General features: G+C 42.6%; 10 protein-coding genes, 1 tRNA gene and 3 pseudogenes. 12 read left to right on the top strand and 2 right to left on the bottom strand.

Going from position 1 to position 13,553, the window contains the following annotated elements; genetic code table 11:
* Positions 1-58 precede the first annotated feature (58 nt).
* The 9 genes and pseudogenes from ACYPWY_RS04210 to ACYPWY_RS04170 form a co-directional block, all read left to right on the top strand.
* Positions 59-580, top strand: a complete 522-nt coding sequence (locus ACYPWY_RS04210) for a glycoside hydrolase family 95-like protein (RefSeq protein WP_459684179.1) — start codon at positions 59-61, stop codon at positions 578-580.
* Between the two features lie 11 nt (positions 581-591).
* A complete protein-coding gene (locus ACYPWY_RS04205; protein WP_459684178.1) occupies positions 592-3,087 on the top strand; it encodes a glycoside hydrolase family 31 protein in 2,496 nt (831 codons plus the stop codon).
* A 62-nt stretch (positions 3,088-3,149) separates the two neighbouring features.
* Positions 3,150-4,529 (top strand): annotated as a pseudogene (locus tag ACYPWY_RS04200) (glycosyl hydrolase family 28 protein); the annotation flags it as partial.
* On the top strand, positions 4,506-5,603 hold the full coding sequence (locus tag ACYPWY_RS04195; RefSeq protein WP_459684210.1) for a glycoside hydrolase family 43 protein: 1,098 nt from the start codon (positions 4,506-4,508) through the stop codon (positions 5,601-5,603). The pseudogene ACYPWY_RS04200 and the gene ACYPWY_RS04195, both read left to right, overlap by 24 nt.
* An 11-nt stretch (positions 5,604-5,614) precedes the next feature.
* Positions 5,615-6,019 carry a hypothetical protein gene (locus ACYPWY_RS04190; RefSeq protein ID WP_459684177.1) on the top strand — a complete coding sequence of 135 codons (405 nt, stop codon included), beginning with the start codon at positions 5,615-5,617 and terminating at the stop codon, positions 6,017-6,019.
* A 58-nt stretch (positions 6,020-6,077) separates the two neighbouring features.
* The gene (locus ACYPWY_RS04185; protein ID WP_459684176.1) at positions 6,078-6,962 is read left to right on the top strand and encodes a glycoside hydrolase family 2 TIM barrel-domain containing protein; all 885 of its coding nucleotides are present in this window, start codon (positions 6,078-6,080) and stop codon (positions 6,960-6,962) included.
* Between the two features lie 38 nt (positions 6,963-7,000).
* The gene (locus tag ACYPWY_RS04180) at positions 7,001-9,412 is read left to right on the top strand and encodes a glycoside hydrolase family 31 protein (RefSeq protein WP_459684175.1); all 2,412 of its coding nucleotides are present in this window, start codon (positions 7,001-7,003) and stop codon (positions 9,410-9,412) included.
* A gap of 49 nt (positions 9,413-9,461) precedes the next feature.
* A pseudogene (locus ACYPWY_RS04175) lies at positions 9,462-9,772 on the top strand (hypothetical protein).
* Between the two features lie 189 nt (positions 9,773-9,961).
* Positions 9,962-10,347, top strand: a pseudogene (locus ACYPWY_RS04170) (hypothetical protein); the annotation flags it as partial.
* Between the two features lie 171 nt (positions 10,348-10,518).
* Here the strand turns inward: ACYPWY_RS04170 and ACYPWY_RS04165 are convergent.
* A tRNA-Met gene (locus ACYPWY_RS04165) sits at positions 10,519-10,591 on the bottom strand.
* A gap of 110 nt (positions 10,592-10,701) precedes the next feature.
* Here ACYPWY_RS04165 and ACYPWY_RS04160 point away from each other — a divergent pair.
* From ACYPWY_RS04160 to nadD, 3 genes are read left to right on the top strand one after another with little or no spacing between them, the layout of a single operon-like run.
* Positions 10,702-11,577, top strand: a complete 876-nt coding sequence (locus tag ACYPWY_RS04160) for a YicC/YloC family endoribonuclease (protein ID WP_459684174.1) — start codon at positions 10,702-10,704, stop codon at positions 11,575-11,577.
* Between the two features lie 6 nt (positions 11,578-11,583).
* On the top strand, positions 11,584-12,147 hold the full coding sequence (gene gmk, locus ACYPWY_RS04155) for a guanylate kinase (protein WP_459684173.1): 564 nt from the start codon (positions 11,584-11,586) through the stop codon (positions 12,145-12,147).
* Between the two features lie 9 nt (positions 12,148-12,156).
* Complete coding sequence (nadD, locus tag ACYPWY_RS04150; RefSeq protein ID WP_459684172.1) at positions 12,157-12,735, top strand: nicotinate (nicotinamide) nucleotide adenylyltransferase; 579 nt, start codon at positions 12,157-12,159, stop codon at positions 12,733-12,735.
* Here nadD and ACYPWY_RS04145 read toward each other — a convergent pair.
* The gene (locus ACYPWY_RS04145; RefSeq protein WP_459684171.1) at positions 12,721-13,473 is read right to left on the bottom strand and encodes a polyprenol monophosphomannose synthase; all 753 of its coding nucleotides are present in this window, start codon (positions 13,471-13,473) and stop codon (positions 12,721-12,723) included. The genes nadD and ACYPWY_RS04145 overlap by 15 nt on opposite strands.
* Positions 13,474-13,553 lie beyond the last annotated feature (80 nt).

Raw genomic sequence — 13,553 nt, 5'->3', positions numbered from 1 at the left:
TATTATTAAGCATTTTTCTGTGTGGCAAACAGTCTTATGCTCAGTCCGGTTTGAAATTGTGGTACGAACAACCTGCATCCGAATGGGTGGAAGCCTTGCCTGTAGTAAAGCATGGAAAATCAACTTCTGGGCACGATTGTGGGATGGTAATCATGCTTACATTTTGCATTTTACAGAACCTAACAGCAAAGGCGCAGGTGGAACGTATGCTAATTTCTTCGATGCCCATCCTCCCTTTCAGATTGACGGCAACTTTGGTGCTACGGCAGGTATCGCCGAGATGCTGTTGCAAAGTCATACCGGAGCGCTTCATTTGTTGCCTGCTTTGCCCGATGCATGGAAGTCGGGCACGATAAAAGGACTTAGGGGCAGAGGTGGTTTTGAAGTAGATATTGTTTGGAAAAATGGAACATTAGAAAGAGCAAAAATCATATCTTTGAACGGTGAAGACTGTACTATCCGAACAATTGCGCCCATAAAAGTGAAGGGCAAACAAGTTACTTCCAACAAAATCGGAGCGTATTACGAAACGGTCGTCAAGACAGAGAAAGGTAAATCTTATGAAATAACAACTGGATAAAAACAATGTAAATGAAAACAACAATTAGTATTTTAGCAGTGTGTCTTGGACTGTCAACTTCGTTGGCTTGGGCAGATTCATTTACTGTACAAAAAGAAAAAAACGGCGTTTTAATGAATAATCAAAAACAACAGTTAAGGGTTGAATTTATTAATCCGGCGGTTGTTAGAATACAATATGTGCCCGAAGGCGAATTAAAAAACAATGAAACCAATGTATGTTTACCCCATAAAGAAGTCAATGTGTCCTTCAAATTTAAAGAGGGAGATAAAACAGTGAGGCTCGTATCGGAACAATTGAGCGTTGATATTGACAAGTCAACAGGAGCCATCCGTTACTTGTCAAAGGATGGAAAAACGCTCTTGAAAGAGAATACCTTACAACCCCGAATAACAGAAAAAGTAGCCATCGAAAAAACGGAATTTGACGAAAGTAAAAATAAAACGGAAAAGACAGCCAATGGCGATTTGATTGTATCGGAAATAGTCTCAAAGAAAATAACAGGAACAGCATGGAAAGCTACTCAACAGTTTGAATGGCAAGATGGAGAGGCTCTCTATGGATTAGGCTCACATCAGGAAGATTATATGAATCTGCGGGGTACGATGCAATATTTATACCAACAGAATCTGAAAGCCAGCATTCCGGTTTTAATGTCATCGAAAGGATATGGATTGCTTTTTGATGCAGGCTCGACTATGATTTTCCATGACGACAGCCAAGGTAGTTTCATGGAAATGAATGCGGTCAACGAAATAGATTATTACTTTATGTATGGCCCCGAGCCGGACAAGGTGGTTAGTCTGTTTCGAGGACTAACCGGCAAAGTGGGTATGATGCCCAAATATATATTTGGCTATGTGCAATCGAAAGAAAGATACCCCGACCAACAGAGTATAGATAGTATTGTTACCCGTTTTAGAGCCGAAAAAATACCCTTGGATTTGATTGTTCAGGACTGGAATTATTGGAATCCAAAATGGTGGGGACACAAAAAATTCCGTGAAGATGCTTATCCCGATCCTACCGCCATGATTAAAGGCGTGCATGATAAAAATGCTCATTTTATGCTTTCGTTATGGCCTACTGCCAACGGCAACGAGGCTACCGAAATGGGGGCAAAAGGATATACACTTGGACGAGGGATGTATGATGCCTATAATCCTGCTGCCCGCAAGATGTATTGGGATGAATATGTAAATAAAAACTTGTTTATTCATGGGGTAGATGCGTGGTGGTGCGACGGATCAGAGCCGATAGACGGCGATTGGAACGCTAATGCTAATTCCATAGCGAATAATCCTCAAGCCCGCTATAAATTAACTTCAAAAGTATTAAATGATTTGCTGGGAGCGCTTCGTGCCAACACATTTTCATTATATCATTCACAAGGGATTTATGAAAACCAACGCTCGGTAACAAACGAAAAACGGGTAGTCAACCTGACTCGTTCTACCTACGCCGGTCAACAGCGATACGGAACATTTGTTTGGAATGGAGATACCAAAGCCACTTGGGCTGACTTTGCCCAACAAATCCCATCGGGACTTAATTATATGGCTACCGGGTCTCCGTACTGGACGATTGATGCGGGAGCATTCTTCGTTAAAAGCCAAAATCAATGGTTTTGGAAAGGAGATTTTGAACAGGGAGTTGAAGATTTAGGCTATCGTGAATTTTATGTTCGTAACATCCAATTCTGCCAGTGGTTACCACTCTTCCGTAGTCATGGAACAGATTTTCCACGCGAGCCCTGGCAATTCGGAAATCACGGAGAGCCTTTCTACGAAAGTATTCTTAAACAAATCAACCTGCGTTACCGGTTGTTGCCTTACACCTACTCTATTGCGGCTATGGTAACACGAGAAGATTACACCATGACTCGTCCTTTGTTTTTCGATTTTAGGAAAGATAGCAAGGTTTACGACATTAAAGACCAATTGATGTTTGGGACTGCTTTTATGGTATGTCCGGTAACTAAGCCGATGTACTACGATGTTAATTCAAAAAAATTGACAGGTATTGATAAAACACGTTCGGTATATCTTCCAAAGGATGCCAATTGGATTGATTTCCATACCGGAACAAAATATCAAGGTGGAAGTTTCATTACGGCAGATGCACCGATAGATTATATCCCTGTTTTTGTGCGGCAAGGTAGTATTGTTCCGATGGGTCCAATACAGCAATATTCTTCCGAAAAACCGAATGCACCCTACGAAATAAGAATCTATCCCGGCGCCGACGGCGAATTTACCATTTACGAAGATGAAGGCGATAATTATAATTACGAACAAGGCAAGTATGCTATCATTGCTCTTCGATGGAATGATAAAAAGAAGACCTTTACGGTTGGAGAGCGTAAAGGCGAATTTGCAGGAATGGTGAAGAATAGGGAGTTCAATATCGTTCTGGTGGATAAAGGTAAAGCCGTAGGCGAGGATGCCAGTAAAATATTCGATAAAGCCATTCATTACGATGGTAAAAAGACAATAGTAAATTTATAAAAATAAAAAATATGTCACACAAGAAATTTCAAATTGTATTAATCTGTCTGATTACTTTTTTAATGCCCCTTTCGGTTTATTCGAAAGATAAATTAGCTGCCTATCCCGCCCCGGAAGGAGTAGCATTGAATGGAGATTTTACCGTTCGAGTAAGACAGGCAGGACAAGAGTGGAAACAACTGCCTTCCTACATTGTCAATGTGGATGAAGTCAGAGGAATTGACCATCATACCGAAAACGCCTCTATGAGCTATTTTGATTTTGAAGGCGAAGTGGAAGTATCGGTAACATCCAATAAAGGGAGTATCCAAACGGCGAAGGTACGCCCGCTTTCTTATGGAATAGTTCCGCAGATAAATGGGAATACACTAAGCTTTAAGTTGAATAAACCACGCAATCTGTCGGTGGAAGTGAATAACGACATCTTTCACAACCTGCATCTTTTTGCCAACCCGATAGACGAGTATGTCCCCAACCTGAAGGACAAAAATCTAATTTATTTTGGTCCCGGAATACATCATTTTGAGGGAGATAAATATAGTGTTGAGTCCGGCAAAACAGTTTATGTTGCCGGCGGAGCTGTCCTGATGGGGCAGATTGCCATGGATGGCGTTCAAAATGTAAAGATACTGGGCAGGGGGGTGATTGATTACACCGTAAAGGGAGGCATTCACATTGCCAGATCCCAAAATATTCTGGTGGAAGGACTTATCGCAACCAAATGTTCTACCGGAGAGTCTAACAATGTAACTATTCGCAATGTAAAAAGTATCAGCTATTTTCAATGGGGCGACGGCATGAATGTTTTTGCCAGCACAAATGTTTTATTTGATGGCGTATTTTGTCGCAATTCGGATGATTGCACCACGGTTTACGGAACGAGACTGGGTTATAAAGGTGGATGTAAAAACATTACCATGCAAAATTCCACCCTTTGGGCAGATGTGGCTCATCCTATTCTTATTGGTATTCACGGAGATGTGGAGCATCCGGAGGTGTTGGAAAACCTGAACTATATCAACATCGACATCTTGGACCACAGGGAAAAACAGATAGATTATCAGGGTTGTCTGGCCATTACTGCGGGCGATAATAATCTGATACGTAATGTGCGTTTTGAAAACATCCGAATCGAGGATTTCAGACAGGGACAATTGCTACATCTACATGTCGGTTATAATAAAAAATACTGCAAAGCGCCGGGAAGAGGAATTGAAGATGTTCTGTTTAAGGATATTACCTACACAGGAACTAATGCCGAACTTTCTATTATAGCCGGATACAATGAAGAACGGAAAGTGAAAAACGTTCGTTTTGAAAATCTTAAAATCAACGGGCAAGTAATCTCGGATAGTATGCCGGGAAAACCGGGCTGGTATAAAACGGCTGATATGAGCCGGTTTTATGTAGGCGATCATGTGGAAAATATTCAGTTTGTGAAAACGTCAACCACTTTTACTCCGGGTGAAATCTGGAAAGACAACAACAGCGTTCACATCAATGCACACGGTGGAGGTATTCTGCTTCGCGATGACACTTATTACTGGTTTGGAGAACACAAAACGGAAGGTAACGGCGGCAATGTAGCCAAGGTGGGCGTTGGTTGTTATTCGTCCAAAGACTTGTATAATTGGAAAGACGAAGGTATAGCCTTGACGGTTGCACCGGAAGGAAGCGGGAGTGATATAGAATCTGGTTGCATCCTTGAAAGACCAAAAGTGATATACAACGAAAAGACCAAAAAGTATGTGATGTATTTTCATTTGGAACTCAAAGGGAAAGGCTATAGCGCAGCTCGTACAGGGATTGCCGTAAGCGATAATGTGTCAGGCCCTTACCAATACCTGAAATCACTCCGGCCGAATGCCGGAATCTGGCCTGTTAACCTGACCAAAGCGCAACGCACATCCGTAGTAACACCCAACGACATAAAAAATCTCACCAACTCCGAAAAGGACGATGCCATTACCGAAGGCTTGTATGTCCGCCGCGATTTCAAAGTTGGACAAATGTCGCGCGATATGACCTTATATGTGGATGATGACCAAAAAGCCTATCACATTTTTGCTTCGGAAGAAAATAAAACCTTGCAAATAGCCGAATTAACCGACGATTATCTGGGATATACAGGCAAGTATTACCGGATTGACCCTGCCGGATGGAATGAAGCGCCTGCATTGTTCAAAAAAGACGGAAAATATTTCATGATCACCTCCGGTTGTACCGGCTGGAATCCGAATCCGGCTCGCGTATTAACAGCTGATAAAATAACCGGTCCGTGGACAAGGCATCCTGATAATCCGGCTGTGGGAAAAGATGCTGAGACTACTTTCCATTCTCAAAGCACTTATATACTGCCTGCTCAGGGCAAAAAGGACGCGTTCATTTTTATGGCCGATAGATGGACACCTAAAAATGCCATTGATGGCAGATATATCTGGTTGCCGATTCGGTTTGAAAACGGATTGCCTGTTTTAAAATGGATGGATGAGTGGGATTTGAGTTTTTTTAAATAAATTGTAAATAGATGAAAAAAGCAAAATTATATTGTTTGATCAGCTCTTTCCTGTCAATCTTCGCAGGGACTGTTTTTAGTCAAAACCCCGATCAAGCGGAAGAATGGAATAATTTGAGTATCACTCAGGTAAATGAGGAAGGTGCGCGAACAATAGCGATTCCTTTCCAAACAGAAGCGCAAGCACAAAATTCGGTGCAGATCGAAAAATCGCCTTATTATCAGTCGCTCAACGGCGTATGGAAATTTAATTGGGTATCCGACCCCGACAAACGACCCAAATATTTTTATAAAACAGACTACAATGTTGCTGCTTGGGACGACATCCATGTTCCGGCAAACTGGCAGATGGAAGGCATACGCAAACACAAATTCGCGACTTTTTCTTCCGGACGGATTTGGATGACCAATACCTGAATGCAACTGCCCTTTTGGATGTGGAACTGACGGGGAAAGCCCTAAAGGAGCGAAAATCATGGACGGAAATACAGTGATTGCATCCAAAGAAATACGCAATCCGGCGATTGGCAAACTCAATATTCGGATGAATGTGGCCAAACCTGAAAAATGGACGGCTGAAATGCCTTATCTATACGATTTGGTATTGACATTGAAAGACGGACTCAATGTTATTGATGTACGCGGAGCCAAAGTGGGATTTAAAGAAATTGCCTTGGCCAAAAACGGTGCGTTCCTTGTCAATGGAAACCCGATTCTGATTAAAGGAACCAACCGCCACGATGCCAGCCATATCAATGGTCGCACCGTTTCCAAAGCCGAAATGGAAACCGATGTCAAATTGATGAAAAAATTGAATATTAATGCAGTAAGAACTTCTCATTATCCAAATAATCCTTATTTCTACGACCTTTGCGACCAATACGGCATCTATATGTTAGCCGAAGCCAATGTGGAATGTCATGACAATCTGTCCTTGTCTAACGAGCCTCGTTTCCGGCAACCGATGGTGGAAAGAGCCGAAGACTTGGTAAAACGCTATCGCAACCATCCGGCGATTATTATTTGGTCGTTGGGAAATGAATCTGGAAAGGGAATAAATTTAGATTATGAGGCAAAAGCAATAAAAGCCTTGGATACTACCCGTCCAACGCATTATGAAGGACACAGCGACTATTGCGATATTTCCAGCACCATGTATGCAAGCGTTGCATCCATGTTGACAACCGGAAAAGACCGTTTGGAGAAATACAATAAAGGAGAAACCGTAAAACCGCACGTACAATGCGAAAACAACCACGCGATGGGAAATGCCATCGGCATTCAAACCGACCGATTGTCATCTGTAAATAGGATAAATGACCTGTCATTTGAGAGAATTTATCCTATTTTATTTAGGTAATTCTATTTATCTTTGTACGAAAATAAAAAGATATAATTATGCGTCATAGATTTGCAATATTTTTAGTCTGCCTGTTCTCGGCAGTTTCCGGTCTTTCACAAAGTTATCAAATAACGACAACCGGGGTTAAAGCCAATGTACAATCAATGGATGTAGAAATTCAATTTTATAATTCAGGAATTGTTCGCGTAGTGAAATCACCCGAAGGAAAGGCCTTCAGGAAAGAAAGTTTATCCGTAGTTAAATCGCCTGAAAAACCCAACTTGAATGTTGTGCAAACAAAGGACGAAGTCGTATTGAAAAGTGATGCTATTCAAGTGAGGTTAAACCTTGTTACCGGAAAAGTTTCTTATTCCGACTTGCAAGGAAACGCTTTATTCACCGAAAAGGATTACGGCACGCAATTTACCAGTTTCAACGATGCAGGCAATAAAACTTACAGCGTTCGCCAAGCATTTTTATTGGACAAAGACGAAGCCATCTATGGTTTGGGACAACAGCAAACCAACAAACTGAATCAGCGCGGCGAAAAGATATTTATGCGCCAACGCGCTTTGTATGCCAGTATTCCGGTGATTCAATCGGTAAAAGGTTACGGCATTTTTTGGGACAATTATTCACCCACTACTTTCAATGACAATCCGCAGGAAATGTCGCTGGAGTCGGAAGTGGGCGAATGTTCCGATTATTATTTCCTATACGGAAAAACCGGCGGTGGCGTGATTGCTCAACTGCGCGATTTGACCGGTCAGGCGCCGATGTTTCCCTTGTGGACGTATGGCTTTTGGCAATCGCGCGAACGTTATAAAAGTCAAAAAGAAACGATGGAAGTCGTGGACAAATACCGCGAACTGGGCGTGCCATTAGACGGAATTATCCAAGATTGGCAGTATTGGGGTGGAAACACCAACTGGAATTCCATGAATTTTGACAATCCTGAATTTCCTGAACCTCAAAAGATGATTGACCATATTCACGGGCAAAATGCGCATATCATGATTTCTATTTGGGCTTCTTTTGGGCCGGATACCAAACAATACAGCGATTTGGAAAAAATCAATGCTTTGTTCAATTTCAAAACTTGGCCTGCTTCGGCAAAAGAGGTTTGGCCTCCCGATATGAAATTCCCATCAGGTGTAAAACCGTATGATCCATACAATGCACAGGCTCGCGATATTTATTGGGACTACTTAAACAAAGGTCTATTTTCAAAAGGCATTGATGCTTGGTGGACAGATTCTACCGAACCCGACCATTTGGATGAAAAGGAATCGGATTTCGATATTCCCACCGGCATGGGCACATATCGCAGCGTGGTTAATGCTTTTCCATTAATGACCAATGGAGGCGTTTACGACCATCAACGGGCAGTCAGTACGGATAAACGGGTATATCTGCTGACTCGTTGCGCTTTTGCCGGACAACAACGTTATGGCGCCAATACCTGGTCGGGCGATGTTAATTCTACCTGGGATACATTCAAAAAACAAATACCCACCGGAATTAATTTTTCGCTCAGCGGCATTCCTTATTGGAACACCGATTTGGGTGGTTTTTTCATGGGGCCGTTCGAGGGCGGCGTGAGCAACAAAGCCTATCACGAACTCTATACCCGTTGGTTTCAATACGGCACGTTTACGCCGATGCAGCGTTCGCACGGAAGCGGTGTGTCGAAAGAAATCTATTATTTTGGAAAACGGGGCGATTGGGCTTTTGATTCCGAGGAAAAATACATCAATCTGCGATATTCCCTGCTGCCCTATTTGTATTCAACGGCATGGAATGTAACGAATAATTCCGGTTCATTTATACGTGCCCTGTACATGGATTTTAATGCCGATAAAAAGGTGCAGAACATCAGTAATCAGTATTTATTCGGACAATCGTTTTTGGTTACTCCGGTTACAGACCCAATGTATGTTGTTAATTCGGAAAACCGATGGAAAAATGCTGTGGAAGATTTCGGCAAGGTACATACACAAGCAGTTTATTTACCGCAAGGAATCAAATGGTTTGATTTCTGGACAGGAAAGACCTACGAAGGCGGTCAAACCGTTAATAAAGAGGTTCCTGTTGATATTATTCCTTTGTATGTGAAGGCGGGAACTATTTTGCCTTGGGCGCAGAAAGTGCAATACGCTACGCAGAAAAAATGGGATAATCTGGAAATCCGCGTCTATCCGGGTGCGGATGGAGAATTTATCTTGTACGAAGACGAAAATGATAATTATAACTACGAAAAAGGTATTTACTCTACCATTCGGTTTACTTGGAATGATGCCCAAAAGACTTTGACTATTGCCGACCGCAACGGTAAATTTCCCGGTATGCTGCAAAGCCGCAGATTCAATGTGGTATTCGTGAATACAGAAAGCGGAACAGGGGATGTTATCTCTAAACAAGGGAAATCAGTTGCCTATAAAGGTAAAAAGATAACGGTAACATTATAAATGCTTATATATCAATGAAAAAACGGAATAGAAATCGGCTATTATCCAGTTGTTGCTAATATGTTGCTTTGTCTGCAATGTATCGGCAAACGAACCCGATTCGGCATATATATTTGCCTACGAGGTAAATAATGGTTTGAGTTTTGCATGGAGCATCGACCAAGCAGATTGGCATCCCATTGGTCAGGAGCACAAATTTCCTAGTTGTGATTACGGACGATGGGACAGTGAAAAAAAATGCACACACCTTTTTTATCGCTCGAAGCCGATGGTCTGTGGCATTGCATCTGGAGCGTTAACGACCGCGATGGCGTATTGGCTCATACCGCCTCCAAAGACCTGATTGCCTGGCAAAGTTAGTCATATAAGATAGCGCCTGTTACCTATCTCGCCCAACAGCAAACGACCCTTATCCTCCATCAACCGAGAAAAGGAACGGCACATAAAGTGGCATGGATAACGATTGACAAGTTGATTAATGAACACAAACGGGTAGCTTACGATAAGTTGTTGTGGGCAGAAACCCCCAAAGGCGACCCCGAACGTTTTGCATCCCTGAAACCGGTAGAGGCAACTATTGCTGTTGATAATACAAAAAGTAAAAAGATAAGCGACAAATTGCTCGGAATTTTCTTTGAAGATATTAATTACGCTGCCGATGGCGGTTTGTACGCCGAACTCATTCAGAACCGCGTTTTGAATATGCACCGGAAGACAAGGAAAACAGGGACAAAAACTGGAATAGTACAAGCGAATGGAGAATTGAAAATGGAGAGGAAGCGCGGGTTCCGCAATGCAATCTTTGGGGTTATCATCAAACGGCAGGATTGGGTTATTTTGAGTATTTTCAGTTTTGCGAAGATATAGGCGCCGAGCCGCTTCCGGTGGTTCCGGCGGGAGTTCCCTGCCAAAATTCGGCGCATCACGGTCATCTGATGATGCTTGAAATGAAGAGGATATTGAAACGCGCCAAATCTAACATAACTATAAACGAAACGCCTGTTTTCTGACGGGCTTTGGAAATCCAAAGACTGCCGTCTTCCTCTCGGATGATTCTCTATTTTAACCAAAAAAAGAACCACCTTTCAGCGATTCTTCAAATTTTGTTGCGGGAATTGGACTCGAACCAATGACCTCCAGGTTATGAGCCTGGCGAGCTACCAACTGCTCCATCCCGCGATATTTCGAGTGCAAAAGTAGTGTTTATTAATTACAATACAAACTTTTGATGATAAAATCTAAATAAAAAAAATATTTGCCTTACATTTGCAGCAAATAACATAGAATATATGATACAATCAATGACCGGATTCGGCAAAGCTATCGCCGAACTGGAGGCACGTAAGATTACGGTAGAAATCAAATCGTTAAACAGTAAGCAACTCGACTTATCGGTGCGGATACCGTCTTTGTACAAGGACAAGGAAATGGGAATCCGTAATCTTTTATACAAAAAGCTCGAAAGGGGCAAGGTGGATTTTCTTATCTACATCGAAAATATTGGCAAGGAAACCTCTGTGCAGATTAACCAGAATATTGTGGAAGCTTATTATAACCAGATAGTTGGCTCGGCTCAGAAGCTGGGTGTTAGCGTGCCGCAAGATTGGTTTCAGGTAATTCTGAAGCTGCCGGATGCGCTGAAATCCGAAACACAGGAACTTGATGAGGGGGAATGGGCGGTTGTTGAAAAAACGGTGAACGCGGCTTTGGAACAACTGATTGATTTCAGAAAGCAGGAAGGCGACATGTTGGCCAATCTTTTCACCGAAAAAATAACAAACATCGCCAATCTGGTGAAGGATATTGAGCCACACGAATCGGAACGTATCGAAAAAATCAAACTGCGCATTGTGGAGGCTTTGCAAAAAATCGAGAATTTTGACTACGACAAAAACCGTTTTGAACAGGAAATGATTTTTTACATCGAAAAACTCGACATCAACGAAGAGAAAAACCGCCTGAACAATCACCTCAACTATTTCATAGAAACATTGAAGGACGGCGCTCAGGGTCAGGGCAAAAAGCTTGGTTTCATAGCCCAGGAGATTGGCCGCGAAATCAATACAATGGGTTCCAAATCGAATCATGCCGAAATGCAACGTATTGTTGTGAGGATGAAAGACGAGCTGGAGCAAATCAAGGAGCAGGTTCTTAATGTTATGTAACTATAAATGGGTAAGTTAATCATATTTTCGGCGCCATCTGGCTCGGGCAAATCGACTATTGTAAATTATTTGCTGGAGCAAAATCTGAATCTTTATTTTTCCATATCGGCCACCAGTCGCCTGCCGAGAGGCGTTGAATGTCATGGCAGGGAATATTATTTTCTGACTGCCGGAGAGTTCAGGCAAAAGATAGCCAATGACGAGTTTCTGGAATACGAAGAGGTGTATCCCGGCAGGTATTACGGCACGCTGAAAAGCGAGGTGCAACGCATTGTTGACAAGGGCGAGAACGTTCTCTTCGATGTGGATGTGGTAGGCGGTTGCAACATCAAGCAGTATTATGGCGACAAGGCTTTGGCGGTATTTATTCAGCCTCCATCGGTCGAAGAGCTGGAAAAACGCCTGATTAAGCGGGGAACCGATTCGCCGGAGGTGATAGCGCAACGTGTGCAGAAGGCGGAACACGAACTGACTTTTGCCCCTTGTTTCGATGCCATTATCCTGAACGATGATTTGGAGACCGCCCAGAAAAAGGCTTTTGAACTTGTTACTCAATTTATAAACGACTAATTTTTTTGAATGAATATTGGCATATTTTCAGGATCGTTTAATCCGGTACATACGGGACACTTGATATTGGCTAATTTCGTAACCGGATTTACCGATATTGACGAAGTGTGGTTTTTGGTCAGCCCGCAAAACCCCCTGAAGGAGAAAACGGATATGCTTGCCGAGGCTATACGCTACGAAATGGTTAAGCTGGCGGTAGAGGATTACCCGAAGATGAAAGCCAGCGATTTCGAGTTTTCGTTGCCACGCCCGTCATACACCATAAATACGCTGTCATCCCTGAAACAGAAATTTCCCGGGCACGTTTTTTCGTTGATTATAGGCGGCGATAATTGGGCTAACTTCACCAACTGGAAAGATTACAAGGAGATTATTCGCAACTACAAAGTATATGTCTATCCTCGTTTAGACTCGAAATTGATTATTAACGGGAGCCTGAAAGAGTGTGTGGAGGCGCTCGATTCGCCCATTATAGAAATATCATCGACCTTTATACGCGAAAGCATCCGCGACGGCAAGGATATTAAGGCATTTCTGCCGGCAAAAGTGTATGATTATATTGTGAAGAACGGGTTATACCAACTCTGATTTTTTGGCCCTCTTCGTTACCCCTCCCGATAATTTGCGGATACGCAGGCTTATTACGCCAAAAAAACCCTCGCTGAATATTCCCGAGTTCATTTTCGATTCGCCGTAGATGCGGTTGATAAAAATAATAGGCACTTCAACCAGCTTGAAACCAAGGCTATAGGCGGTATATTTCATTTCAATCTGAAAGGCGTAACCTTTGAATTGAATGTTATTCAGGTCGATAGTTTCCAGTACTTTGCGGCGGTAGCATACAAATCCGGCAGTAGTGTCGTAAATTTTCATTCCGGTAATTAGCCGGACATATATGGAGGCAAAATACGACATCAGTATGCGCCCCATTGGCCAGTTGACCACGTTTACGCCTGTGCTGTAACGCGATCCTATTGCCACATCGGCTTCCGTCATGCAACTTTCGTACAGTCGGGGTAAATCCTTGGGGTTGTGCGAAAAGTCGGCGTCCATTTCGTATATGTACTCGTACGATTTTTTTAGCGCCCAGTTGAATCCGGCAATATAGGCGGTTCCCAAGCCCAGTTTTCCCGCACGTTCTATCAGAAACAGCTGCCCGTCAAATTCTTTTTGCAACGACTTTACAACATTGGCCGTACCGTCCGGCGAGCCATCGTCGATAATCAGCACATGAAATACCTTGGGCAGATTAAATACTGCCCGTACGATATTCTCGATATTTTCTATCTCGTTGTATGTCGGAATAATGACGAGAGAATCGGACATTGCTTTTTTTATTCAAAATTACGCATTATATAATTAATTAGCAAATTCAGGAATTCGGAGATTGGTAAATTAGCAAATTC

This window comes from Viscerimonas tarda (genome assembly GCF_054601255.1).
This window is presented reverse-complemented; position numbering and strand designations above follow the sequence as displayed.